The sequence below is a fragment of the Variovorax sp. UMC13 genome, from assembly GCF_014170375.1.
Lineage (GTDB): Bacteria > Pseudomonadota > Gammaproteobacteria > Burkholderiales > Burkholderiaceae_C > Variovorax.
Map to the genome: position 1 here is coordinate 1 of NZ_LZZW01000039.1, position 24,016 is coordinate 24,016.

Sequence of the window (24,016 nt, forward strand, 5' to 3'; positions counted from 1 at the left end):
CCCCCGTTTGCACTCGCGCTGGCGCCAGATCCGCCCGCGCCGCCGGTTCCGCCAGAGTTGCCGTCGCCGCCGTTCCCCCCGGCGCCGATCGAAGCGGCGCCGTCTCCCGAGACCACGGCCCCGCTGCCGCCGGCACCGCCGGTTCCACCGGAGTCCGCTGGTCCCCCATTGCCCGGGCCGCCGCCCACATGGCTGGCCGCATGAACGCTTCCGATCACGAGCAGGGCCAACACGGGCACCGACCGCAGCGCTCGTGCGAGCCCCGACTTTCTTTTCAAGGCCTCGGGCGGGGCATCGCAAGCGCCGTGAGCGCGGACTGGGATCGGCATGGACTTTTTCTCCGTCAAAACAGGTGAACGCGTCAAAGTGAGCGCGGCAAAGTGTGTCGCCGCCCTCTCGGCCGGGCCATCCCCGAAAACAGGTAAATGGAGACCGCCGGCACGCGTGCAGGTCCGTCCGCTCCGGCGCGCCCATCCCCGTCAGAGGAAATCGATAGACTCCCGCGCATGCCCCAAGGCGCTGCACCATGGCGATGCGATCGTGGTGCCGTCGGGCGCCAGACCGAGCCTGAAATGCCCCTCGCCGAACACGCATCGCCAGCCGACCGTCGACGCGCGCATCGAAGTCACGGAACGGCCGAGCCGGCACGGCGTGTCCGGACGACGGGCTCTTTCCTATTTCTTCTCGCCTCCCTTCTCATCTTTCTTGTCGCCAGCCCCGTGCGGGCGCAGCAGCCTTCGCCCGCGCTCCACATCGAGGCCGTGCGCGCCGCCGCTTGGGACGACACCGCCCCGCCCGCCGAAGGCTGGGTGCCCGTCACCCTGCCCGACAGCTGGGGCCCGCGCTGGCCCGGCTTCGACGGCGTGGTCTGGTACCGGCTGACTTGGGAGCAGCCCGCGCCGGTGCGCGACACCGGCCTGCTGCTGCACTACCTCAACATGGCGGGCGAGGTGTCGCTCAACGGCACGCCCATCTCACGCGACCCCAGCCTGGTCGAGCCGCTCACCCGCGCCTGGAACACGCCGCGCTACTGGCTGCTGGCGCCGCCGCTGCTGCGGCCCGGCAGCAACACGCTGCTGGTGCGCGTCTCCGGCCTGTCCGCCTACCAGGCGGGACTGGGACCGGTGGACCTGGGCCCGCCGGCGACACTGCAGGCCGCGTTCGAACAGGAGCGCATCGTGCGCCGCGACCTGCAGGTGCTGGGCCTGGCACTGAGCGCGGCGGTGTCGGCCTTCTTCGCCGCGGCGTGGCTGCTGCGGCGGCGCGAGACGGCCTACGGCTGGTTCGCGCTGATGTCGGTGCTGTGGCTGCTGTTCGGCTACAACCAGATCGCGACCAGCCCCTGGCCCTTTGCCGACAACCACGGCTGGCAGGCGCTGAACACCTCGCTGCTGCTGCTCTTCGACGTGGCCTACCTGGTCTTCGCGTTGCGCTTCTGCCAGACGCGCAAGCCCCGCCTCGAAGCCTTCGCGCTGCTGGTCGCGGCGGCCGGCGTGCTCGACCTGTGGCTGGCCAGCGGCGCCGGCCTGCCCGCGCACCGTGCCGCCTGGACGCTGGTGGGCGGCCTCACGGCCATCGCGGTGAACTGCGGTGCGATCGTCCATGCGCTGCGCCACCGCGGCAGCCCGATGCGTTCGCTGGCCCCCTTCATGGCGGTGTCCGCCGCTGCCGCCGGACACGACCTGCTGGTGTTCACGCAGGTGATCGACAGCAACACCTACTACACGACGATGTCCTCGTACGTGCTGCTGCTGGGCATGGCCATGACCCAGGCCGCGCGCTTCGTGCAGAGCCTCGACCGCATCGAGCACTTCAACACCGAGCTGATCGAGGAAGTGAACGCCGCCAAGTCGGAACTGGCCGTCACGCTCGCGCAGCAGCATGCGCTGGCACTCGCGCATGCGCGCATCGGCGAGCGCGTCAACCTCGTGAGCGACCTGCACGACGGCCTCGGCGGCATGCTGCTGGGCAGCATCGCGACGCTGGAACGCCGGCCCGAGGCGCTGTCGGCGCCGCAGCTGCTCGCGATGCTCAAGAGCCTGCGCGACGACCTGCGGCTGATCATCGAGGCCACCGGCCAGAGCGAGGGCCCGCTGGCCTTCGGCGAGCTGCTGGCGCCGCTGCGCCACCGGATCTCGGAGTCACTCGATGCGAGTGGCATCGACTGCCGATGGCAGGTCACGGGCATCGAGACGCTGGAACTCCCGCCCTCGCAGAGCCTGGAGCTGCTGCGCTTCCTGCAGGAGGCGCTGACCAACGTGCTCAAGCACAGCGCGAGCCGGCGCGTGGACGTGCGCGTGCAGTGTGCGGACGGCGCGCTGGAGCTGGGCGTGCGCGACGACGGACGCGGCTTCGCGGTCGAGGCGGCGGCCAAGGGCCAGGGCGCAGGCCTTCGCAGCCTCCATGCACGCGCCCGGCGGCTCAAGGCCGAACTGCGGCTCGCGTCCCGGCCGGGCGAGACGCAGGTGGTGCTGCGCATGCCGCTCGGGACAGTCGGCTGAGCAGAAGCGCCTACAGCGCCAGCACCAGGCGCCCGTCGCAGGCGCGCGAGCAGCAGGCCATCATCTTGGTGTTCGCATCGCGCTCCATGCGCGTCAGCACCACGTCGCGGTGGTCGACCCTGCCGGCCAGCACCTGCACCTCGCAGGAACCGCACAGACCCTCCTCGCAGTCGCTCTGCACGTCGACGTTGGCGGCGCGCAGGGCGGTGAGCAGGGTCTGGTCGGGCGGCACGGTGAGCACCAGGCCGGAGTCCTTGAGCTCGACCTCGAAGGCCTGCTCCTTCGACGGGTCGAGCGTCGCCAGCGTCGACTCGAAATGCTCGACACGCAGGGCGCCTTCGGGCCAGGCGGCGCAGCAGGCCTCGAGCGCTTCGAGCATGCGCAAGGGGCCGCAGGCGTAGACCTGCGCACCCGGCACGGGCTGCGCGAGCAGGGCCTGCAGGTCGTTGCGGCCGCCCTCGTCGGCAATGTGCAGGTGCAGGCGCTCGCCATGCAGCGCACGCAGTTCCTCGACCATCGCCATGCTCGTGCGGCTGCGGCCGCTGTAGTGCAGTTGGTAGTCCATGCCCAGCGCCTTCGCCCGCCGCGCCATCGCGCTCACCGGCGTGATGCCGATGCCGCCGGCGATGAAGATCGCCTTCTGCAGCGACTCGTCGAGCCGGAAATGGTTGCGCGGGCCGCGGATGCGCAACCGGTCGCCGGCCTTCAGCTGGCCATGCACCCAGGCCGAGCCGCCCCGGCCTTCGGGCTCGTGCAGCACCGCGATCTCGAACACGCCCGCCTCATCGGGGTCGCCGCACAGCGAGTACTGGCGCGACAGCTCGGGCGTGCCGCACTCCACGTCGATGTGCGAGCCCGGCGTCCAGCGCGGCAGCGGCTTGCCGTCGGGCGAGGCCAGGCGCAGCCGGACGATGCCGTCGGCCGCGCGCGTCACGCGCTCGATCACCACCGGCCGCGCGATCGCGCCGCGCGAGGGTTCGCCGATGCGCACCGGCACCTGCACGTCGCGCAGGCCGGCGTTGCTTCGTTCGGGGTTGGCGGCCGGGTCCCATTCGACCCACAGGTGCTCGGGGCCGCGGAAGGAGGTGTTGGGCACGTAGCTGAAACGCTGCGCGCTCAGCTTCATGTGCGGCAGCCGGCGCGTGAACTCCTCCAGGAAGATCTGCATCTCCATGCGCGCCAGGTTCTTGCCCATGCACTGGTGCGAACCGTAGCCGAAGGTCAGGTGGTCGCTGGCGTTGTCGCGGCGGATGTCGAACAGGTCGGCGTCGGCGAAGTGGCCTTCGTCGTGGTTGGCCGACGAGGTCACGATCAGCAGACGCGAGCCCGCGGGCAGGTCCACGCCGCCGACCTGCGTGTCGGCCGTGACCAGCCGGCGCCAGGCGGCCACCGAGCCGTTGTGGCGCAGGCACTCCTCCACCGCATTGGGGATCAGGCCCGGGTCTTCGCAGAGCTCGCGCCACACCTGCGGATGCTGCAGCAGCAGCTTCATCGCGTTGGCGGTGGCGTTGGCCGTGGTCTCGTGCGCGGCCACGATGCCGGCCATCATCATCGAGTGCAGGTACGAATCCGTCACCACCTCAGGCTGCAGCATCTGCTTGCGGATGCCGTACTGCATCCAGCCGGGCGCATCGGGGTCCTGGCGCATCTTGTCGAGCACCTTGCCCGCGTACTGCCAGAAGTTGCCCACGGCATGGGCCACCGCCACCTGCTCCTCGGGCTTGGGGCGACCCCAGGTGTTGACGGTGTGCGCAATGGAGTACTTGCGCAGCGTGTCCATGTCCTCCTCGGGCACGCCGAGGAAATGCAGCGCCACGGTCAGCGGGATCTCCCACAGCATCTGGTCGACCAGGTCGGCGCGGCCGTCGTCGATGAAACGGTCGACGTAGCTGCGGGCCAGTTCGCGCACCATGGGTTCGTGGTGCTTGAGTTCCTCGGGCGTGAACGGGTCCATCAGCGCACGGCGACGCGGCATGTGGGCCGGCTCGTCCTCGTTCACCAGCGTGCGGTTGAGCGCGAAGCCGTAGCTCGCCAGCACCGCGTTGGCTTCGTCGCCGGTGGGCGTGATCTTCTCCAGCGCGTTCGACGGGCTGAAGGTGATGTTGTCGCGGAACACCGCCTTGATGTCGGCATAGCGCGTGATCACCCAGTAGCCCAGCTTGGGGCTGTAGAAGATCGGCTCCTGCTCGCGCGCCCAGCGCACGTACTCGGGCGGATCCTGCTGGTAGCCGTCCTCGAAGGGATCGAAGGCCGCGGCGCGCTGGCTCACCGGGCAGCCGGTGGGCGTGCGCTCGGCGGAGAGCGGACCGTGCGCGACAGGGCAACCGGAAGCGCGCGAAGGGGTGGCGGTGTCGGGCATGGCGGTCGGGTCAGTCGAGCGTGATCTTCAGGTCGCGGATCAGCTTGTGCCAGCGCGTGGTCTCGTTCTTCAGCAGCTCGGCGTACTGCGCGGGCGTGTTGCCCACGGGCTCGACGCCGAAGTCGATCATGCGGGTGCGCACCGCGGGCTCATGGATGGCCGCGACGATCTGGCGGTTGAGCGTGTTCACCACCTCCGTCGGCGTGGCCGAGGGCACCACCACGCCGACCAGCGCGGCGGCTTCGACGTTCTTGTAGCCCAGCTCGGCGAAGGTCGGCACGTCGGGCAGCTGCGGCAGGCGCGTGGGATTGGCCACGGCCAGCGCGCGCACCTTGTTGCCCTTGATGAAGCCGGCACCCGCGGCCAGGTCGACCATCATGGCCGGCAGCTGCCCGCCCACCACGTCGGCCAGCGCCGGCGCCGCGCCGCGGTAGGGCACGTGGACCATGAACAGGCCCGCTTCGACCTTGAGCAGTTCCATCGCCAGGTGGTGCGGGCTGCCCGCGCCGGCCGAGGCGTAGTTGATGCCGCCGGGCTTGGCCTTGGCCTGCGCGATGAAGTCCTTGGCGGTGGCGAAGCCCGAGTTGGTGCCGACCACCAGGATCATCGGGAACTTGCCCATCAGCGTGACCGGCGTCAGGTCCTTGGTGGCGTTGTAGCTGAGCGACTTGTAGAGCGCGGGGTTGAACACCAGGGTGCCGTTGTCGGCCGAGAGGATGGTGTAGCCGTCGGCCGGCGCGCGCGCGGTCTCTGCGGCGCCCAGCGCGGTGTTGCCGCCGGGCTTGTTGTCCACCAGCACCGGCTGGCCGACCTGCGTCGACAGGGTCTGGCCCACGGTGCGCGCCAGGAAGTCGGAGCCGCCACCGGCCGCATAGGGAACGATCCAGCGGATCGGCTTGGTCGGGTAGCCCTGCTGCGCGCTGGCGCCCGCTGCGACGACGAGGGACAGCAGCGCGAGGCCGCTGGCGAGGTGCTTCTTCATGGGGTGTCTCCGGATGGGATGTTGTGTATTGCGTAAGTATCATCCGCATTGCGTAATCTCAAATTGAGGGTTTACCCGCCCTCCTCCGCACCCAGCCCCGACCGATGCCAGCCCCTAACATCCAGGCGACATGACTTCCTCCTCTCCCGACTCCCCGGCGCCCGCGCGCGAACGGCGCCAGCGCGTCCAGGCCGCCGAGACCGGCATGGCCGTGCTCAAGGGCCTGGCCCACCTGGGCGGCCGCAGCAGCCTGACCGCCCTCTCCGCCCACGTCGCGGAGAGCCCGGCCAAGGTGCACCGCTACCTGGCCAGCCTGATGGAGGAAGGCCTGGTGCTGCAGGACGCCGCGTCGCAGCACTACTACCTGGGCACCGAGGCGATCCAGATCGGGCTCGCGGCCATGCGGCAGGCCGACCCGATCCGCGCGGCCGAGCCCTGCCTGATCCGGCTGCGCGAATCGCTGGAGGTGACCTGCTTCATCGCGGTGATGGGCAACAAGGGCCCGACCATCGTGCGCTTCGAGGAGCCGGGCCTGCCGGTCACGGTGAACGTGCGCGCCGGCTCGGTGATGTCGATGCTGTGGTCGGCTACCGGCCGCGCCTTCCTCGGGCTGCTCGACGAGTCGCGCGTGGTGGCGCTGGCCGAGCAGGAGCTGGCCGCGGCCACGCCCGAGATGCGCGCCACGCTCGATGCGGCCGACCCCATCGGCCAGCTGCGCCGCGAGGTGCAGTTGGCGCGCTGCGCCAGCGTGAAGGACACCTACCTGCGCGGCATCAGCGCCGTGGCGGCGCCGGTCTACGACTATGCGGGCCGCGTGTGCGCGGTGCTCACGGCGCTGGGCGCCACGGGCGGTTTCGACCCGGCCCTGGGCGGGCCGATCGCGCTGGCGGTGCAGCGCGAGGCGCAGGCCACGAGCGCCCTGCTCGGCGCGCGCGGCTAGGACCTGTTCGGCTCAGGCCTGGGCGACGTGCACGCCCGGCCGCCGGCCCGCGTTCCATTTCCCGTCGAGCGCGCGTTCGATCTGCGCCGCCAGCTGCAGCAGCAGGCCGTCGTTGGCCTGCGCGGCCTGCGCCTGGATGCCCAGCGGCAGGCCGTTCTCCTGCGCCGCCATCGGCAGCGAGATGCCCGGCATGCCGCAGAGGTTGGCCAGCGGCGTGTACGCGAAGTTCTGCCAGAGGTTGGCGAACCAGTCGTGCACCGAGGGGTTGGTGCTGGTCGTGAGGTACTCGCTGGTGCCGACCCGGGGCGTGGGCAGCGCGGTGATCGGCGTGAGGATGATGTCCCAGTCCTGGAAGAACTGGCCGAAGGCGCGCGAGGTGGTGTTGAACACCGCCTGCATCTTCGAGCGCTCGGAAAACGAGGTGTGCACCCCCGCTTCCCAGATCTTGATGTTGATCGGCTCCAGCAGTTCGGCCGGCGGGCGTGCCAGGCCCAGGCGGTGCAGGTGGCCGTCGATGACCTGCGCGAAGTTGCTGATGTAGCAGGTGGTCTGGGCCGCGAAGGCGCCCTGGAAATCGACCGCGGGCAGCGCCCATTCGACATGGTGGCCCAGCCCTTCGAGGAACTGGCCCACGCGCGTCAGCTCGGCCACGAAGTGCGGCGTGGCGCGGAAGTCACCCCATTCGTGCGACAGCGCGATGCGCAGCCGGCCCGGGTCCTTCTTGATCAACTCGCTGTACGGCTCGGCCGGCGACCAGAAGGGCATGAACTCGCCCGGCGCGCCGCCGCGGCAGTGGTCAACGAAGGCGGCCGTGTCGCGCACGGTGCGGCTGTGGCAGCCTTGAATGGACACCAGGCCCGACAGGTCCGACAGGCCCGGCGCCAGCGAGAACACGCCGCGCGACACCTTGAGGCCGATGTTGCCGTTCACGCCCGCGGGGATGCGGATCGAGCCGCCGCCGTCGGTGGCATGCGACAGCGGCAGCACGCCCGCCGCCACCACCGCGGCCGTGCCGGCCGAGGAACCGCAGGTGGTGTAGTCGAGGTCCCATGGGTTGCGCGTGACATGCAGCGCGTTCTCGACCGAGCTGCAGACGCCGAACTCGGGCGTGGTGCTGCGGCCCACGATGTTGAGGCCGGCCCGGCGCAGCTGCTGCGTGAGGAAGCTGTCGGCCGCGGGCCGGTGGCCCTGCATGATCATCGAACCGAATTCCTGCAGCCGGCCCTTGAGCGTGGGCCCCAGGTCCTTCATCAGGTAGGGCAGGCCGGCGAACACGCCTTCGGGGTTCATGCCGTCCTTGAGCGGATCGGCCACCACATCGTCGAACACCTCGACCACCGCGTCGAGCTGCGGGTTCACCTTCGCGATGCCGGCCGCGGCCTGCGCCGCCAGTTCGGCCGCCGAGACCTCGCCCTTGCGGACCCGTTCGGCCAGCCCGATCCCGTCATGTGCGGACCATTCATCCCAGCGCATTGCCAGCGTCATCTGTCTTTCTCCAATATCGCTTCAAAAAAATAACCGTGTCAGGGCCAGCCGAAGCCGAGCCGCAAGAGCATCAGCGTACCCGTGCCGACCAGGATCGTCCCGGCCACGTCGTTTCGCCGAACGAGGTAGTAGGCCAATGCGGCGCCCACGGCAAAGAGCCGCGCATCGTGCCAGTCGGACAGCAGGCGCCCGTTGCTCAGGAACACGTCGGGCACCACCATCGCGAGCAGGGCCGCGACCGGCGCATGGCGCAGCCCGCGCCACAGCCAGCCCGGCAGTTTGGGCTCGCCGTCGGGCAGCAGGAAGAAGCTGCGCGTGAGCACCGTCACGCCCACCAGCGCACCCACGGCCAGCCACACATAGAGCGCGTGCCCGAGGTGCATCAGCGCGGGCTCCAGCGGCGGTCGGCCCAGGTGCCGGCCACGACGGCGGTGGCGATGGCCGCCACCACGTTGAGCCCCATGGGCCACGAGGCCGTGGCCAGCGCCACCGCGCCCGCGGCCAGCGCCGAGCAGCGCACCGCGCGGTCGGTGAGCATGGGCAAGGCCAGCGCCAGCAGGGCCAGCACGCCGATGAAGCGCAGGCCCCAGGCCGCGGGAATCGCGTCGGCCAGGAAGATGCCGGCCAGCGATGCGATGTGCCAGGCGGCCCAGTTGGTCAGCGCCAGGCCGAGGAAGTAGCCCTGCTGCTGCTGCGTGGCCTGCCCCGCGACCGGCGGCTGCGGATGCCGCTGCACGAACTGCGCATAGACCGGGTCGCCCGCCAGGTAGGCCAGCAGCATGCGCTGCGCGCGGCGGTGGTGCCCGAAGTAGCGCCGCCAGCTCACGCTGAACACCACGAAGCGCAGGTTGAGCACGCAGGCGGTCGCGACGATCACCCACAGCGGCGCGCCGGCCGCGATCAGCGGCAGGCAGGCCAGCTGCGAGGCGCTGGCGAAGACCAAGAGCGACATCGCGAGGATCACGCCCAGCCCGACGCCGCTCTTGGCCATGGCCACGCCCGCCACCAGGCCCATGGCCAGGGTGCCGATCGCCGCACCCGCGATGTCGCGCCGCCCTTGCGCAAAGGCGTGGCGCCAGGCCGGGTCGTCGACGGCTGCACGCCAGGCAGGCCCTGCCTTCACCGCGCGCTCGTCGCGAGTTCGGCGCGCGGCGCGGCCGCCAGCAGCCGCCGCGTGTAGTCGTCGGCCGGCGCGTTGAACACCTGGCCGGTGGCGCCCTGCTCGACGATGCGGCCCTGGTTCATCACGATCACGCGGTCGCACAGCTGCGCCGCCACGCGCAGGTCGTGCGTGATGAACAGGATGCCCAGCCCCAGGTCGCGCTGGATCTCGCGCAGCAGGTCGAGGATCTGCGCCTGCACCGACACGTCGAGCGCCGACACCGCCTCGTCGGCCACCAGCACCTGCGGCTGGCAGGCGATGGCGCGCGCGATCGCCAGCCGCTGGCGCTGGCCGCCGGAGAACTGGTGCGGGTAGCGTTCGAGCGCGGTGCGCGGCAGCTGGATGCGGTCCATGAGTTCCTCGGCGGTCTGGCGTGCGTGCCGCTGGCCCATGCCGAAGTTCATCGCGCCCTCGACCATCGACGAGCCCACGGTGCGCCGCGGGTTGAGCGAACGGTTGGGGTCCTGGAACACCACCTGCACGCGCGAACGCAGCGGCCGCAGCCGGCCTTCGGGCAGCTCGCGCACCTCGGCGTCGCCCCAGCGGATGCTGCCCGCGCTGGGCGAAATCAGCCGGATCATGCAGCGCGCGAAGGTCGACTTGCCCGAGCCCGATTCGCCCACCACGCCCACGGTCTCGCCGCGGTGCACGGCCACGCTCGCGTCCTGCAGCGCGGTGTTGTGTTTCGCGCGGCCGAGCCAGTCGCGCCGCGTGTAGACCTTGCCCACGCCGGTGCCGGCCAGCAGCGGCGGGCCGCCGGGCAGCGCGCGCGCGGGCGGCGGCGTCATGCCGGGCACGGCATCGAGCAGCATGCGGGTGTAGGCCTCGCGCGGGTTGCGCAGCACCTGGTCACACGGGCCCTGCTCCACCAGCGCGCCGCGGTGCATCACCATCACCTCGTCGGCGATCTCGGCCACCACGCCCATGTCGTGCGTGATGAAGAGCACGGCGCTGCCCTGCTCCGCCTGCAGCTCGGCGATGAGCTTGAGGATCTCGGCCTGCGTCGTCACGTCCAGCGCGGTGGTCGGCTCGTCGCAGATCAGGAGGCGCGGCTTGAGGATGATGGCCATCGCGATCACGATGCGCTGGCGCTGCCCGCCCGAGAGCTGGTGCGGGTAGCTCGCATGGATGCGTGCCGGGTCGGGCAGCCGCACGCGCTCGAAGATCGCGAGGATCTGCGCCTTGCGCTCGGCCGCGCCCCACGCGGTGTGCGTGCGCAGCAGCTCGTCGACCTGCTCGCCGCAGGTGAGCACCGGGTTCAGCGCGGTCATCGGCTCCTGGAACACCATGCCCATGCCGGTGCCGCGCAACTGGCGCAGCCGCTTGTCGGCGATGAAGCGGCCGTCGTCGACCAGCTTCTCGCCGGACAGCAGCACCTCGCCCGCCGTCAGCGTGAGGCCCTTGGCCAGCAGGCCCATCACGGTGGTGGCCAGCACCGACTTGCCCGAGCCGGACTCGCCCACGATGCACAGCGTGCGGCCGGCGGCGATGCGCAGGTCGAGCTGTTCGATGGCATGCGGCCGATCGGCGTCGGCGGGAAGCGCGACCTGCAGGCCGCGCACCTCGAGGATGGCGGCGCTTCGGTTGGAATCAGTCATGGAATCGGCGCCTCACACACGTTTGGAGAACTTGGGGTCGAGCACGTCGCGCAGGCCGTCGCCCAGCATGTTGATCGCCAGCACCGTGGGCACCAGGAACAGCGCGGGGAACAGCACGTTGCCGGGGCTCTGCGAGAACTGCACGCGGCCTTCGGCCATGATGTTTCCCCAGGTCGGCACGTCCGAGGGCAGGCCCAGGCCGAGGAAGCTCAGGATCGCCTCGGTCAGCACGGCCGAGGCCGCGATGAAGGTGCCCTGCACGATCAGCGGCGCCAGCGCGTTGGGCAGGATGTCGCGCCAGAGGATCGTGATGTCGGGCGTGGCCAGCGCGCGCGCCGCCTCCACGAAGGGCTCGTCGCGCAGGCTCATCACCAGCGCGCGCACCAGCCGGGTCACGCGCGGCACCTCGGGCACGGCGATGGCCAGGATCACGGTCGGCAGGCTGGCGCCCAGCACCGCCACCAGCGTGATCGCGAGCAGCACCGCGGGGATGGCCATCACGCCGTCCATCACGCGCATCAGCACCGCATCGACCGCGCGGAAGTAGCCCGCCAGCATGCCCAGCAGGCAGCCGAAGGCGATCGCAACGAAGGCGGTGAACAGGCCCACGGTCATCGAGATGCGGGTGCCGTAGAGCACGCGGCTCCAGACGTCGCGGCCCACGCTGTCGCTGCCCATCCAGAAGGTGTGGGCGAACTGCGCGCCGTCGGGCATGGTCACCTGCCCCGCGGTGCCGGCGCCGACCGAGACGAAGCCCGGATCCATCACCGAAGGATCGAAGGTGCCGAGCCAGGGCGCGAACACGCCCAGCAGCGCCAGCCCCACCAGCACGACGACGCCGCCGCGCACGGCAGTGTTGCGCCAGAGTCTTTTCAAGGTGTTCATGTCAATAACGAATGCGTGGATCGATGAACAGGTAGCTCAGGTCCACCAGCAGGTTGACGGCCACATACACCACGGCGAAGAACAGCACCACGCCCTGCAGCACCGGGAAGTCGCGGTTGAGCACCGCGTCGACCGTGAGCTGGCCCAGGCCGGGTATCGCGAACACCGTCTCGGTGACCACCACGCCGCCCAGCAGCAGCGCCGCGCTCACGCCGATCACCGTGACCACCGGCACCGCCGCGTTGCGCAGCGCATGGTGCGACAGCACCTGCAGCTCGGTGATGCCCTTGGCGCGGGCGGTGCGGATGAAGTCCTCGGTCAGCGCCTCGCTCACCGCGGCCCGCGTCACCCGCGACAGCAGCGCCACGTAGGTGATGGCCAGCGTGAGGCAGGGCAGCACCAATTGGTTCAGCCACGGCCCGATGCCGTCACCGATGCGCCGGTAGCCCTGCACAGGGAACCACTGCAGCTTCATCGCCAGCAGGTAGATCAGCACGTAGCCGACCACGAACACCGGCACCGAGAAGCCGGCCACCGAGAAGGCCATCACGGCCTTGTCGAGCCAGCCGCCCATGCGCCAGGCGGCCAGCGTGCCGAGTGGCAGCGCGATGATCACCGCCAGCAGCAGCGTGCCGCCGGCCAGCGAGAGCGTGGGTTCCATGCGCTGGCCGATGAGTTCGGTCACCGGCTTGTTGAGGAAGAAGGAGAAGCCCAGGTCGCCGTGCAGCACGCCCTTGCCCCAGATCGCGAACTGCTCCCACAGCGGGCGGGTCAGGCCCAGCTGCACGCGGATGCGGTCCAGGTCTTCGTTGGTGGCGCTGTTGCCGCCGATGACGGCCGCCGGGTCGCCGGGTGTGAGGCGCACGATCATGAAGATCGCGATCGCCACCACCAGCAGCACCGGCAGCGTGGCGAGCAGGCGCTTGCCGAGGAAGGTCAGCATGGGCTTATTGCTTCTTGATGTTCCAGTACACCTGCGCGCCGGCCGGCACCAGGCCGCTCACGTTCTTGCGCACCGCGGCGGGCTGGTTGTACTGGCCCACGGGCACGTGCGAGGCGGTCTCGAAGGCGCGCAGCTGCGCGGCCTGGGCGAACTTCTTCTTCTCGGCCTCGGTCTTGGCCTGCGCGAACTGGACCTTGATCTCTTCGAGCTTCGGGTCGTTCTGCCAGCCGAACCAGCCCTTGTCGCCGGTGGCGTTCATCATCGCCATGGTGATCGGGTTGAGGATGTCGGAGGCGGTCCAGGAGGTCATGAACGCGCTCCAGCCGCCGGCCGCGGGCGCGTCCTTCTTGGCGCGGCGCGCCACCAGCGTGGACCAGTCCATCGACTGCATGTCGACCTTGAAGCCGGCCTGCTCCAGCTGCTGCTTGGCCACCAGCGGCAGCTTGCCGATGGTCGGGTTGTCGGTGGGCCGCATCAGCACCACGGGCTCGCCCTTGTAGCCGGCCTCCTCGAGCAATGCCTTGGCCTTCTGCGGGTTGGCGATGCCGGTGTAGTCGCCGGTCTGCTCCGACTCGAAGGGCGTGCCGCAGGGGAACATGCTCTTGCAGTAGCGCGTGAGGCCGGGCGTGCCGACCTGCGTGCGCAGGAAGGCCTCCTGGCCCAGCGCCAGCAGCGCGGCGCGGCGCACCTTCTCGTTGTTGAAGGGCGGCTGCAGGAAGTTGAAGCGCAGGATGAACTGGTTGCCCGCGGGCTGTGCATCCACCAGCTGGATGTCGGGGTGGGTGCGCAGCGTGGCGTACTGCTCGAAGGCCGGCTGCTCGAGGATGTCGGCCTCGCCGTTGAGCAGCGCGTTCATCTGCGTCTGCGCGTCGCGGATGATCAGCCACTCGACGCGGTCCACGTACACCTTCTTGCCGCCGGCCGTGCCCGAGGGTGCCTCGGTGCGCGGCTTGTAGCGCATGTTCTTGGTGAACACCACGCGCTCGCCGGGGCGGAACTCGTCGGCCTTGAAGATGTAGGGGCCGGAGCCGATCGACTCCTTGACCTGCACGTCGCCCGAGGTGTCGGCCATGCGCCTGGGCATGATGAAGGGCACGTTCGACGAGGGCTTGCCCAGCGCTTCGAGCACCAGGCCGAAGGGCTCCTTGAGCACGATGGAGAAGGTCTTCGCGTCGGGCGTGTCGTAGCGCTCGGTCACCTTGGCGAGCTGGGCGCCGAAGGTGTCGCGGCTGGCCCAGCGCTTGAGCGAAGCCACCACGTCCTCGCTGGTGACGGGCTTGCCGTCATGGAACTCCAGGCCCTCGCGCAGGGTGAAGGTCCAGGTCTTGTTGTCGCTCGACACTTTCCACTTGTCGACCATCTGCGGCTTGATGTGGCCTTCGAGGTCCGTCGCGAACAGCGTGTCGTACACCATGTAGCCGAAGTTGCGCGTCACGTAGGCCGTGGTCCAGATCGGGTCGAGCACGGTGATGTTGCTGCTCGGAATGATCTTGAGCGTGCTGGTCTGCGCCATGGCCGGCGCGATGGCGGCGCCGGCCAGCAGCGCGGCGGCACCCCACCGGGCAAGGCGGCGCGACAAGGTGGCTGCCGGGCGGGCCGGCGAAGGCGAGAAGAGCTGCGATGGCATGTGACTTCCTGGAAGGGATGGAACAGGGAACGCGATGCCGGCAGCGCGAAGGCTGGCGGCGGCGAGGGCTCCATTGGGTCATCCAGGCGGCAGAATGCATATATACAGTTATCTTCTTCTGTAGTAGAACAGTCGCACTTCCTCCACCCCGTCGGCCCCGTGTTGGGGCCTTTTCATGCACACGAAGCGTGCATGCCCTGCCGTGATCACCGTCAACCCTTCGCTGTCCATCCCGCTGGTTCGCCAGGTCTACGAGGCGCTGCAGGCGCAGATCGCCTCGAGCGCGATGAAGCCGGGCGACAAGCTGCCGTCGGTGCGCGCGCTCGCCGCCGACTGCGGCGTGAGCACCATGACTGTCACCAACGCCTACCAGCGCCTGGTGGCCGAAGGCCAAGTGGAGGCGCGGCGCGCCAGCGGCTACTACGTGGCCGAGGCCGAGCGCGCGGCCGCCACGCGGCGCAAGCCCTTCCTGGGCCGCACCTCGGTCGATTCGCTGTGGCTGCTCAAGCACGTCTACGAGGACGACCGCACGCTGCTCAACGCCGGCTGCGGCTGGATCCCGCCCGAGATGCTGCACGTCGACGGCGTGCGGCGCGCGCTGGCCGCGCTGTCACGCAAGTCGGCGGCCGGCCTGGCGAACTACGGCACGCCCTACGGCTACCTGCCGCTGCGCCAGCAGGTCCAGATGCTGCTCGCGCAGCAGGGCATCGAGACCGCGCCGCACCAGATCGTGCTGACGCACGGCGCGTCCCAGGCGCTGAACCTGGTGGCGCGCTGCCTGCTACAGCCGCGCGACGTGGTGCTGGTCGACGAGCCCGGCTCGACCAACCTCTATGCGATGCTGCGCTCGCTCGACCTCAAGCTGGTAGGCGTGGAGCGCACCGCGGACGGGCCCGACCTGGCCGCGCTGCAGGCGCTGGCGCAGCGCCACGGCGCCAAGGCCTTCTTCACCACCACCAACCTGCACAACCCCACGGGCAGCCAGTGCACGCCGGCGGTGGCCTACCAGCTGCTGCGGCTGGCCGAGCAACTTGACTTCCACATCGTCGACAACGACGTGATGGCCGGGCTGGAGCCGGCCGGCGCGGCCACGCCGCTGGCCAGCCTCGACCGGCTGCGGCGCGTGATCCATGTGGGAAGCTTCTCCAAGACCGTGTCACCGGCGCTGCGCGTGGGCTTCGTGGCCTGCAGCGAGGAGTTCGCCGAGAAGATGATCCTGCAGAAGATGGTCAACAGCCTCACCTCCTCCGAGCTCACCGAGCGGCTGCTGCACAGCGTGCTGGTCGAAGGCCGCTACCGCGCGCACGTGGCGCGGCTGGCCGAGCGCCTGCAGGCGGCGCAGCGCACCGTGTGCGACAGGCTGGAGGCCGCGGGCATGCAGCTGTTCACGCGGCCGGCCGGCGGCCCCTTCCTGTGGGCGCGCTTCGAGCGCGACGACGTCGACATGCGCGCGCTGGCGCAGCGTGCCATCGCCGAGAGCTTCCTGCTCGCGCCGGGCGACCTGTTCCGCACCGACCTGCGGCCCACGCCCTGGCTGCGCTTCAACGTGGGCTATGCGGACGACCCCAAGCTCTACCGCTTCCTGGCGCAGGAGGCGAAGCGGCAGCGCGCGAGGCGCTGAGTGGTTGTCAGTCGGCCCAGACCACCGCGCCGCTCCACGCGGTCGCCAGCACCACGATGCCGAAGGCGATGCGGTACCAGGCGAAGGGCACGAAGTTGTGGGTGCTGATGTACTTGAGCAGCCAGCGCACGCACAGCCAGGCGCTGAGGAAGGAGAACAGCAGGCCGACCGCGAACAGCGGGATGTCGGCCGTCGACAGCAGCGCGCGCTCCTTGTAGAGGCTGTAGACGCCGGCGCCGATCAGCGTGGGAATGGCCAGGAAGAAGGAGAAGTCGGTCGCGGCCTTGCGGCTCAGGCCCAGCAGCATGCCGCCGATGATGGTCGAGCCGCTGCGGCTGGTGCCGGGGATCATCGCGAAGCACTGGACCAGGCCCACCTTGAGCGCGTCCCAGGGCGTCATGTCGTCGACGCTCTCGATACGGATCGAGCCCGGCGGCCGCTTCTCGGCCCACAGGATGATGAAGCCACCCACGATGAAGGTGGTGGCCACCACGGTCGGGATGAACAGGTGCGCCTTGATGACCTTGCCAAACAGCAGGCCCAGCACCACCGCCGGCAGGAAACCGATAAACACGTTGAGCGCGAAGCGGCGCGCCTTGGCCTGGCGCGGCAGTGCCACGACCGTGGAATGGATCTTCTGCCAATAGACCAGGATCACCGCGAAGATCGCGCCGGTCTGGATCGCGATGTCGAAGACCTTGAACTTGTCGCCGTGCAGATCCAGCAAGGACCCGGCGAGGATCAGATGGCCCGTCGACGAGATCGGCAGGAACTCGGTCAGGCCCTCGACGATCCCCATGATGGCGGCCTTGACCAGCAAAACAATGTCCACGCGTACTCCTGTTGGCAAAGAGCAGGATTATCGCGACCCCTCAAGTCAGCTGGCGTTCAGACATCCGCCCACGGGGGGCGATCAGGCCAGCCGTGCCCGCAAGGCCCGCACCGCGCTGTCGACCGTGGTCAGCACCGGCAGGCCCGTCGCGGCCTCGCAGGCCGCGCGGGCGCGCGCCATGCTGAACTGGGCCAGCGCGATGCGCCGGCAGCCGCGCGCCTTCAGCGCCAGGGCCTGGGCCACGACCAGCGCATCGTGGGCCGGCCCGTCGCCGCGGTTGAGCGCCTCGAGCGCGCCCTCGGCCAGGGCCGTGTCGAGTTCGACCTGTGCGGGGAACTCTGGCGGCATCGAGACCAGCGTCGGTGCGAAGCTGGAGACCAGGCCCAGCCGGCCCTCGCCCGCGGCGGCCTCCGCCACCATCGCCTCGTTGGGCTTGAGCACCGGCAGCGCCGCATGCCGGCGCGCCACCGCCTCGATGCACGGCCCGAAGGCCGAGCAGGTGAAGAGGATGGCCTGCGCGCCGGTGTCGACCGCGTACTGCGCGAGCCGCTGGAAGCGTTCATGCATTGCCGCGTCCAGGCCCTGTCCGCCGCGCGCCAGGTCGGCCGACAGGCTGTCGTCCAGCAGGTTCATGCGCTGGGCCTCGGGCCAGTCGCGCGCGAACGCGGCGTTGATGGGTTCGACGGAATGGGCGAGCGCGTGGATCAGGGCGATGCGGGTCATGAAGCGAAGCGATGCGGGAAGGCTCAGATGCCTTTGGACGACGGGTTGGCGAAGGCCTCCTTCGTCTCGGCATTGAGCGGGTAGTTGATGTTGATGTTCTTCGGCGGGATGGGCGAGGTGAACCACTTGTTGTAGAGCTTCTCCATCTCGCCGGATTTCATCATGCCGCCGACCACGCGGTCCACCAGCGCCTTGAATTCCGGATCGTCCTTGCGCAGCATCAGCGCCTGGTTCTCGGTGCGCAGGCTCTCGCCGGTGATGACGAAGTCCTTGGGGTTGCGAGCGTTGGCGATCTGGCCCGCCAGCAGGATGTCGTCGAGCACGAAGGCCTGGGCGCGGCCGCTCTCCACCAGCAGGAAGGAATCGGAATGGTCCTTGCCGCCCAGGTTGTTGACCTCGAGGTTGCGCCCCTTGTCGGCCTCGCGCAGCAGGCGGAACGAGGTGGTGCCGGTGGTCGTGACCACCGTCTTGCCCTGCAGGTCGGCGATGCTCCGGATGCCCGAATCGGCGCGCACCAGCATGCGCACGTTGTAGCGGAAGATGTCCGGCGAGAAAGCCACCTGCTTCTGCCGCTCGACCAGATTGGTCGTGGAGCCGCACTCGATGTCCACCGTGCCGTTGGCCACCAGCGGGATGCGGTTGGCCGAGGTGACGGCCTGGTACTTGATGTCGATCGCCGGCAGCTGCAGCTCGGTCTTCACCGCTTCGACGATCCGATTGCAGATCTCGATGCTGTAGCCCACGGGCTTGAGGTTGGCGTCGAGGTAGGAGAAGCCGAAGGACGATTCGCGGTAGCCGTAGGTGATGGCACCGCTGGCCTTGATCTTGGCCAGCGTGCCGCCCTCCTGGGCCTGGGCCGCGGCGACGGGCCACAGCGCGGCGGCGCCGAGCAGAAGCAAAGCATTCAGGACCGACTGGCGAAGGACGGACGGGACGGGCATGGCGAAGCTCCTCGAGGAAGGTTGAAGAAGAAAAGGCGAAAGGGAAAACTCAGCGCGCGGCCGGCACGTCGGGCGAACGCATGACAGCGGCGATCGCCGACGCGAGCAGTTCGGCGATGCGCGCGAGCTCTTCGCGCTGCGCGACGAAGGGCGGCGCCAGCAGCACGTGGTCGCCGCGGCGGCCGTCCACGGTGCCGCCGAAGGGGTAGCACAGCAGGCCCTGGGCCATCGCCTCCTGCTTGATGCGTGCGTGCAGCTTCAACGCCGGATCGAAGGGCGTCTTCGCGGCCCGGTCGGCCACCAGCTCGACGCCCCAGAAGAAGCCGCGGCCGCGGATGTCGCCCACGTACGCCTCTGCACCGAGCGCCTCGCGCAGCAGGCCGCCGAAGACCTCGCCCTCCGCGCGCACCTTGGCCAGCAGGCCATCGCGATGGATCACGCGCTGCACCGCCAGCGCCGCCGCGCAGGCCACGGGATGGCCCAGGTAGGTGTGGCCGTGCTGGAAGAAGCCGCTGCCGCCGGACATCGCCTCGACGATGCGGCGCTGCGCCAGCACCGCGCCCACCGGCTGGTAGCCGCCGCCCAGGCCCTTGGCGATGGTCACCAGGTCGGGCACCACCTGCTCCTGTTCGCAGGCGTACAGCGTGCCGGTGCGGCCCATGCCGCACATCACCTCGTCGAGGATCAGCAGCACGCCATGGCGGTCGCACACCTCGCGCACCGCCTTGAAGTAGCCGGGCACCGGCGTCAGCACGCCGGCGGTGGCGCCGCCGACCGTCTCGGCCACGAAGGCGATCACGCGTTCGGGCCCCTGCGCCACGATGGCGGCCTCGAGCTCGTCGGCCAGGCGCTGGCCGTAGGCCGCGGGTGTCTCGTCCGCGCGCTGCTCGCGGTAGGGATAGCAGGGCGCGACATGCGTGGCGGGCACCAGCAGCGGCGCGAAGGGCGCGCGCCGCCATTCGTTGCCGCCCACCGCCAGCGCACCCAGCGTGTTGCCGTGGTAGCTCTGGCGGCGCGCGATGAAGTGGGTGCGCTGCGGCTGGCCGATCTCGACGAAGTACTGGCGCGCCATCTTGAGCGCGGCCTCGACCGCCTCCGAGCCGCCGCTCACCAGGTAGACGTGTTCCATGCCCGCGGGCGCGGTGCGCACCAGTTCGTCGGCCAGCTGCTCGGCCACCTCGGTGGTGAAGAAGCTGGTGTGGGCATAGGCCAGCGCATCGACCTGCGCATGCATGGCCGCGATCACGTCGGGATGGCCGTGGCCCAGCGAGGACACGGCCGCGCCGCCCGAGGCATCAAGGTAGCTGCGGCCGGCCGCGTCGCGGATGTGCAGGCCCTGGGCCGACACGGCGACCGGCGGTGTCTGGTGGAGATGGCGGTGGAAGACGTGCGTCAAGACAGGAAACTCCGTTGGAACCAATGTGCCGGCCGATTCTGATTTGGAACATTTGTTCCGTCAAGCACAATCTGGAACAGCCGTGTTCCAGCCGGCACATTCGTTCCAAGCACAAGGGAAAGACCATGGGCGTGAAAGCCGACCTCCTCCAGCGATTCGCCGACCTCAGCCCCGCGCTGCAGCAGGTCGCGCGCCATGTGCTGGACCACCCCAACGATGTGGTGACCAGTTCGATGCGCACCGTGGGCACGCGCGCCGGCAGCACGCCGGCCACGCTGGTGCGCTTCGCCCAGCACCTGGGCTATGCGGGCTGGCCGCAGTTCAAGGAGGCGGTGGCCTCGGACATGGGCCTGGGCTCCGACGCCTACGGCGCGCGCGCCAAGGCGCTGGTCGGCCGCGCGGCTGACCACACGCTGGCCGGCGAGATGTTCGAGGTGCAGCGCCGCAACCTCGATGCCACGCACCGCCAGAGCGGCGCCGCGCTGGAGAAGGCCTGCGCGCTGCTGGAGAAGGCCGGCGCGGTGCATGCGACCGGCTTTCGGGCCTGCTTCCCGATCGCCTTCTCCTTCGTCTACGTGTACCGGCTCTTCCGCAACAGCGTGCACCTGGTCGACGGCCAGGGCGGCTCGCTCGAGATGCAGCAGCGCGCCTTCGCCAAGGGCGACGCGCTGGTGGTGGCCAGCTTCGCGCCCTATTCGCGCGAGGCGGTGCAGGTGGCGCAGGCGGCCAAGGCCGCGGGCTGCAGGCTGGTGGCGATCACCGACAGCCTGGCCTCGCCGCTCGCGCTGATGGCCGACGAGACCCTGCTCTTCGCGATCCAGAGTCCGTCGTTCTTTCCCTCGATCGCGGCCGGCGTGGCGGTGGCCGAGGCGCTGGTGGAGATGCTGGCCAGCCGCGCGGGCAAGCCGGTGGTCCGGCGCATCGACCAGGCCGAGGCGCAGCTGTTCGAATCGGGCGCCTATGTGTCGGCGCCGCGTTCGCGCGGCTAGAGGATGTCCGCGGCCGACAGCGCCGGCGTCTGCGCGATGCGCTCCGAGATCGCGCGGCAGGCCTCGAGCAGCGGCGCGACATAGGCCTGCTCGGGATCGTCCTTCTGGCGGAACACCAGCGTGCTCACGCTGATGGCCGCCACCGGCGCGCCCGTGCCGCCGCGGATCACGGCGCCGAAGCAGAAGATGCCGGCCTCGTTCTCCTCGTTGTCGACCGACCAGCCGCGCGTGCGCGTGAGCGCGACCTGCGCGCGCAGTGCCGCGATATCGGTGGCGGTGTTCGCGGTGTAGCGCGGCAGCGGCAGGCCCTGCAGCAGCGGTGCGAGCGCGGCCTCGTCGAGGGCCGCCAGGTAGGCCTTGCCCACGGCCGTGGCGTGCAGCGACACGCTGGTGCCGATGCGCGAGGTCATGCGCACCGCGCTCGGGCTCTCGAGCTTCTCGATGTAGACCATGCTGCTGCCGTTGGGCACCGCCAGGTGCACGGTCTCGCCCGTGAGGTCGCGCAGGCGCTTGAGTTCGTCGACCGCGGCCAGCCGCAATTCGGAGCGGCCCCAGCTGCGGCTCGCGAGCTGGATCAGCCGCGGGCCCAGCGCCAGCATGCCGCTGCGCTCGTTCTCCACCAGCAGCCGCTCGACGATCAGCGCCGCGACGATGCGGTGCACGGTCGGCCGTGGATAGCCGCTGGCGCGCATCAGCGCCGCGACGTTGACCGGTTCCTGTGCATCGGCCACCAGCTGCAGCACATGCATGAACTTGGAGAACGATGCGGTGCCCGCGACCTGCGCCGTGACGGGCGTGGCGGTGGCAGCGGGAGACCGGAGAGCAGGCATGGGAGGAAGGAAGAAGGGAGCTGGGCGAAGGGCCGCGCGATTATCTGCGCATGCCCTGGCGCTCAGAACGTGCGAAGGAACCGTCGCGAGCGCCCCGAGCCTGCATCGAGGACCGGAGCCGCACTCCCGTGCGGTGAGGACCGCAGGTGCGGGATCGGGGTGCGCAGCAGGTTCATTCGTGCGTTCATGCCACCATGTAGCCGCCATCGACCGGCAGGATCACGCCGGTCATGAAGGCCGCGGCCGGTGTGCAGAGGAACATCGCCGCGCGCGCCACGTCGTCGGGCGTGCCCCAGCGGCCCAGCGGCGTGCGCGCGAGGATCGGGCCGGCGCGGGCCGGGTCGTCCTGCAGCGCCTGCGTGAGCGGCGTCGCGATCCAGCCCGGCGCCACCGCGTTCACGCGGATGCCGTCGGCCGCATAGGCGATGGCCAGCGACTTGGTGAGCTGGGCCACGCCGCCCTTGCTGGCCGCATAGCCCGGCACCAGCCCGCCACCGAAGAAGCTCAGCATGGAGGCCGTGTTGACGATGCAGCCGCCGCTGGCCTTGAGCCGCGCGCGCGTCGCGCCGCACACCCGCATGGTGCCGGTGAGGTTCACCGCCAGCACGCGCTCGAAGACTTCGAGATCGTGCTCGGCCCCGCGCTGGATGATGCCGGCGCAGTTGAAGACGATGTCCAGCCGTTCGATGGGCGCGAGCGCCGCCTCCACACTCTCGGCCGAGGTCACGTCGGCCTGCTTGACTTCGACCGCCGCATCCAGCGTGCCGTCGCCGTTGCCCAGCCCGATGGCCGTGACCTGCGCGCCCAGCGCGGCCAGGTGGTTGGCGATGACGGCGCCGATGCCCTGCGTCGCGCCCGACACCAGCGCGCGCTTGCCCCTGAAGAGATCTGCCTGATAGGTCATGAGAAGAAGAAGAAAAAGAGATTCGGGATCAATAGGTGGCGCGGCCGCCCGAGAGGTCGAACACTGCGCCGGTGCTGAAGCTGCAGGAGCCCGAGCACAGCCAGGCCACCATCTCGGCGACCTCGAAGGGCTCGCCCAGCCGCTCCATCGGGCTCTTGTCGACCATGGCCTGCACATGCGCGATCGACATCTGCGACAGGATCGGCGTGCGCACCGCGGCCGGCGCGATGGCGTTCACCAGGATGCCAGTGGTCGCGAGCTCCTTGCCCAGCGACTTGGTCAGCGCCAGCACGCCGGCCTTGGCCGCGCTGTAGGCCGAGGCATTGGGCGTGCCCTCCTTGCCGGCCAGCGAGGCGATGTTGACGATGCGGCCCGCACCCGCGGCGCGCATGGTGGGCACCACCGCGCGGCAGACGTTGAAGGTGCCGACCAGGTTGACCTCGACGATGCGCGCCCACAGCGCCGGGTCGTAGTCGACCAGCGGCAGCGTCGGGCCGGTGAAGCCCGCGCTGTTGACCAGGAAGTCGATGCGGCCGAAGCGCGCCAGCACTTCCTGCGCGGCGTTGTCCACGCCCATGCGGTCGGTCACGTCGACCTGCCAGGCCTCGGCGTCGACGCTCTCGGCCATGTCCCACAGCGCGACGCGTGCACCGCTCTCGCGCAGCCGGCTCGCCACCTCGGCGCCGATGCCGCTCGCGCCGCCGGTCACGATCGCCACGCTGCCCGCGAAGTCGTAGCGTGCGTTGCCGTAGGCCTGGCTCATCGGATGAACTGCTTGGTGAAGTCCGCGCCCAGGCCCACGGCCTCGAAGTGCTTCCGGCACATGTCGATCTTGGTGAACACGTCCTCGTAGCCCATGCCCTTGCCCCAGGGGTCGGTGTAGTACATGACACCGTTGACCTGGAAGTAGGTGATCATTTCCTCGACGTCTTCCGGCACGTAGAGCGTGTGGGTCTCGCCCGGCGGCTCGAACACGTAGCTGCCCTCGGTGGCTTCCCAGTCGTGTTCGAGGTAGCGCCAGCGGCCCTTGAGCACGAAGCCGTGCACCGCCTGCGGATGGCGGTGGCGGCTCAGCACGCCCGACTTGCGCACCCGCAGCAGGTTCATCCAGTAGCCCTGGCTCGCGTTGAGGCACAGCGGGCGGAACCACACGTTCTCGGCCTGCGGCACCCACAGGCGCTCGTCCTGCGGGATCGCGTGGTTGATCACGATCTCCGGCAGCGCTTCCGGCGGGTTCGGGTACTGGTAGGGGGTCTTGGGGTTGGGGTCGTTGGCGTCGACGGGCATTTCATCTGTCC

21 protein-coding genes are annotated in these 24,016 nt (G+C 70.0%); 4 read left to right on the plus strand and 17 right to left on the minus strand.

All coding sequences use genetic code 11. The annotated features are described in order from the left end of the window. Positions 1–761: 761 nt before the first annotated feature. Positions 762–2,501 carry an ATP-binding protein gene (locus tag A9977_RS32005; RefSeq protein WP_310936235.1) on the plus strand — a complete coding sequence of 580 codons (1,740 nt, stop codon included), beginning with the start codon at positions 762–764 and terminating at the stop codon, positions 2,499–2,501. A gap of 10 nt (positions 2,502–2,511) precedes the next feature. Here the strand turns inward: A9977_RS32005 and A9977_RS32010 are convergent, their stop codons facing one another. Next, a complete protein-coding gene (locus tag A9977_RS32010) occupies positions 2,512–4,860 on the minus strand; it encodes a cytochrome P450/oxidoreductase (RefSeq protein WP_183028861.1) in 2,349 nt (782 codons plus the stop codon). 10 nt (positions 4,861–4,870) lie between these two features. Then, positions 4,871–5,842: a tripartite tricarboxylate transporter substrate binding protein gene (locus A9977_RS32015; RefSeq protein WP_183028862.1), complete on the minus strand. Its 972-nt coding sequence runs from the start codon at positions 5,840–5,842 to the stop codon at positions 4,871–4,873. Positions 5,843–5,972: 130 nt separating this feature from the next. Between A9977_RS32015 and A9977_RS32020 the strand changes: the two genes are divergently transcribed. Then, on the plus strand, positions 5,973–6,782 hold the full coding sequence (locus A9977_RS32020) for an IclR family transcriptional regulator (protein ID WP_183028863.1): 810 nt from the start codon (positions 5,973–5,975) through the stop codon (positions 6,780–6,782). Between the two features lie 12 nt (positions 6,783–6,794). On the opposite strand, the gene A9977_RS32025 is transcribed toward A9977_RS32020, so the two are convergent. The 7 genes from A9977_RS32025 to A9977_RS32055 are packed head-to-tail and all read right to left on the minus strand — an operon-like array spanning position 6,795 to position 14,482. Then, on the minus strand, positions 6,795–8,267 hold the full coding sequence (locus tag A9977_RS32025) for an amidase (protein WP_183028864.1): 1,473 nt from the start codon (positions 8,265–8,267) through the stop codon (positions 6,795–6,797). A gap of 38 nt (positions 8,268–8,305) precedes the next feature. Beyond that, entirely contained in the window at positions 8,306–8,650 is a 345-nt protein-coding gene (locus tag A9977_RS32030; RefSeq protein WP_183028865.1) for an AzlD domain-containing protein, read from the minus strand. Continuing rightward, the gene (locus A9977_RS32035) at positions 8,650–9,390 is read right to left on the minus strand and encodes an AzlC family ABC transporter permease (protein ID WP_310936236.1); all 741 of its coding nucleotides are present in this window, start codon (positions 9,388–9,390) and stop codon (positions 8,650–8,652) included. Before A9977_RS32035 ends, A9977_RS32030 begins: the two co-directional genes overlap by 1 nt. Further along, positions 9,387–11,027, minus strand: a complete 1,641-nt coding sequence (locus A9977_RS32040; RefSeq protein ID WP_183028866.1) for an ABC transporter ATP-binding protein — start codon at positions 11,025–11,027, stop codon at positions 9,387–9,389. The genes A9977_RS32035 and A9977_RS32040 overlap by 4 nt, the downstream gene beginning before the upstream one ends. Before the next feature lie 12 nt (positions 11,028–11,039). Beyond that, complete coding sequence (locus A9977_RS32045) at positions 11,040–11,912, minus strand: ABC transporter permease (protein WP_183028867.1); 873 nt, start codon at positions 11,910–11,912, stop codon at positions 11,040–11,042. Between the two features lies 1 nt (position 11,913). Next, positions 11,914–12,855 carry an ABC transporter permease gene (locus A9977_RS32050; RefSeq protein ID WP_183028868.1) on the minus strand — a complete coding sequence of 314 codons (942 nt, stop codon included), beginning with the start codon at positions 12,853–12,855 and terminating at the stop codon, positions 11,914–11,916. A gap of 4 nt (positions 12,856–12,859) precedes the next feature. Then, on the minus strand, positions 12,860–14,482 hold the full coding sequence (locus A9977_RS32055; protein WP_183028869.1) for an ABC transporter substrate-binding protein: 1,623 nt from the start codon (positions 14,480–14,482) through the stop codon (positions 12,860–12,862). A gap of 202 nt (positions 14,483–14,684) precedes the next feature. Here A9977_RS32055 and A9977_RS32060 point away from each other — a divergent pair, with 202 nt between their 5' ends. Beyond that, a complete protein-coding gene (locus A9977_RS32060) occupies positions 14,685–16,103 on the plus strand; it encodes a PLP-dependent aminotransferase family protein (protein ID WP_310936237.1) in 1,419 nt (472 codons plus the stop codon). Between the two features lie 7 nt (positions 16,104–16,110). On the opposite strand, the gene A9977_RS32065 is transcribed toward A9977_RS32060, so the two are convergent. The 4 genes from A9977_RS32065 to A9977_RS32080 all read right to left on the minus strand — a co-directional run bounded on the left by A9977_RS32065 (position 16,111) and on the right by A9977_RS32080 (position 19,995). Next, the gene (locus A9977_RS32065) at positions 16,111–16,935 is read right to left on the minus strand and encodes an undecaprenyl-diphosphate phosphatase (protein ID WP_183028871.1); all 825 of its coding nucleotides are present in this window, start codon (positions 16,933–16,935) and stop codon (positions 16,111–16,113) included. 81 nt (positions 16,936–17,016) lie between these two features. Further along, a complete protein-coding gene (locus tag A9977_RS32070) occupies positions 17,017–17,658 on the minus strand; it encodes an aspartate/glutamate racemase family protein (protein ID WP_183028872.1) in 642 nt (213 codons plus the stop codon). Positions 17,659–17,681: 23 nt separating this feature from the next. Then, positions 17,682–18,599, minus strand: coding sequence for an amino acid ABC transporter substrate-binding protein (locus tag A9977_RS32075; RefSeq protein ID WP_183028873.1), 918 nt, complete (start codon positions 18,597–18,599; stop codon positions 17,682–17,684). Between the two features lie 49 nt (positions 18,600–18,648). Next, positions 18,649–19,995 carry an aspartate aminotransferase family protein gene (locus A9977_RS32080; RefSeq protein WP_183028874.1) on the minus strand — a complete coding sequence of 449 codons (1,347 nt, stop codon included), beginning with the start codon at positions 19,993–19,995 and terminating at the stop codon, positions 18,649–18,651. Positions 19,996–20,120: 125 nt separating this feature from the next. Between A9977_RS32080 and A9977_RS32085 the strand changes: the two genes are divergently transcribed. Continuing rightward, positions 20,121–20,984, plus strand: coding sequence for a MurR/RpiR family transcriptional regulator (locus A9977_RS32085; RefSeq protein ID WP_183028875.1), 864 nt, complete (start codon positions 20,121–20,123; stop codon positions 20,982–20,984). Here the strand turns inward: A9977_RS32085 and A9977_RS32090 are convergent. From A9977_RS32090 to A9977_RS32105, 4 genes are all read right to left on the minus strand, one after another. Next, on the minus strand, positions 20,981–21,814 hold the full coding sequence (locus A9977_RS32090; RefSeq protein WP_183028876.1) for an IclR family transcriptional regulator: 834 nt from the start codon (positions 21,812–21,814) through the stop codon (positions 20,981–20,983). The genes A9977_RS32085 and A9977_RS32090 overlap by 4 nt on opposite strands. A gap of 184 nt (positions 21,815–21,998) precedes the next feature. Then, on the minus strand, positions 21,999–22,718 hold the full coding sequence (locus A9977_RS32095) for an SDR family NAD(P)-dependent oxidoreductase (protein WP_183028877.1): 720 nt from the start codon (positions 22,716–22,718) through the stop codon (positions 21,999–22,001). 28 nt (positions 22,719–22,746) lie between these two features. Continuing rightward, positions 22,747–23,481 carry an SDR family NAD(P)-dependent oxidoreductase gene (locus tag A9977_RS32100; protein ID WP_183028878.1) on the minus strand — a complete coding sequence of 245 codons (735 nt, stop codon included), beginning with the start codon at positions 23,479–23,481 and terminating at the stop codon, positions 22,747–22,749. Further along, positions 23,478–24,005: a 2,4'-dihydroxyacetophenone dioxygenase family protein gene (locus tag A9977_RS32105; RefSeq protein ID WP_183028879.1), complete on the minus strand. Its 528-nt coding sequence runs from the start codon at positions 24,003–24,005 to the stop codon at positions 23,478–23,480. The genes A9977_RS32100 and A9977_RS32105 overlap by 4 nt, the downstream gene beginning before the upstream one ends. Between the last annotated feature and the right edge of the window lie 11 nt (positions 24,006–24,016).

Coding starts and splice junctions, on each gene's coding strand:
- A9977_RS32050 (WP_183028868.1), bottom strand. CDS start 12,855: ATGCTGACCTTCCTCGGCAAGCGCCTGCTCGCCACGCTGCCGGTGCTG.
- A9977_RS32070 (WP_183028872.1), bottom strand. CDS start 17,658: ATGACCCGCATCGCCCTGATCCACGCGCTCGCCCATTCCGTCGAACCC.
- A9977_RS32095 (WP_183028877.1), bottom strand. CDS start 22,718: ATGACCTATCAGGCAGATCTCTTCAGGGGCAAGCGCGCGCTGGTGTCG.
- A9977_RS32010 (WP_183028861.1), bottom strand. CDS start 4,860: ATGCCCGACACCGCCACCCCTTCGCGCGCTTCCGGTTGCCCTGTCGCG.
- A9977_RS32100 (WP_183028878.1), bottom strand. CDS start 23,481: ATGAGCCAGGCCTACGGCAACGCACGCTACGACTTCGCGGGCAGCGTG.
- A9977_RS32105 (WP_183028879.1), bottom strand. CDS start 24,005: ATGCCCGTCGACGCCAACGACCCCAACCCCAAGACCCCCTACCAGTAC.
- A9977_RS32075 (WP_183028873.1), bottom strand. CDS start 18,599: ATGCCCGTCCCGTCCGTCCTTCGCCAGTCGGTCCTGAATGCTTTGCTT.
- A9977_RS32030 (WP_183028865.1), bottom strand. CDS start 8,650: ATGCACCTCGGGCACGCGCTCTATGTGTGGCTGGCCGTGGGTGCGCTG.
- A9977_RS32025 (WP_183028864.1), bottom strand. CDS start 8,267: ATGACGCTGGCAATGCGCTGGGATGAATGGTCCGCACATGACGGGATC.
- A9977_RS32015 (WP_183028862.1), bottom strand. CDS start 5,842: ATGAAGAAGCACCTCGCCAGCGGCCTCGCGCTGCTGTCCCTCGTCGTC.
- A9977_RS32090 (WP_183028876.1), bottom strand. CDS start 21,814: ATGCCTGCTCTCCGGTCTCCCGCTGCCACCGCCACGCCCGTCACGGCG.
- A9977_RS32040 (WP_183028866.1), bottom strand. CDS start 11,027: ATGACTGATTCCAACCGAAGCGCCGCCATCCTCGAGGTGCGCGGCCTG.
- A9977_RS32020 (WP_183028863.1), top strand. CDS start 5,973: ATGACTTCCTCCTCTCCCGACTCCCCGGCGCCCGCGCGCGAACGGCGC.
- A9977_RS32085 (WP_183028875.1), top strand. CDS start 20,121: ATGGGCGTGAAAGCCGACCTCCTCCAGCGATTCGCCGACCTCAGCCCC.
- A9977_RS32055 (WP_183028869.1), bottom strand. CDS start 14,482: ATGCCATCGCAGCTCTTCTCGCCTTCGCCGGCCCGCCCGGCAGCCACC.
- A9977_RS32045 (WP_183028867.1), bottom strand. CDS start 11,912: ATGAACACCTTGAAAAGACTCTGGCGCAACACTGCCGTGCGCGGCGGC.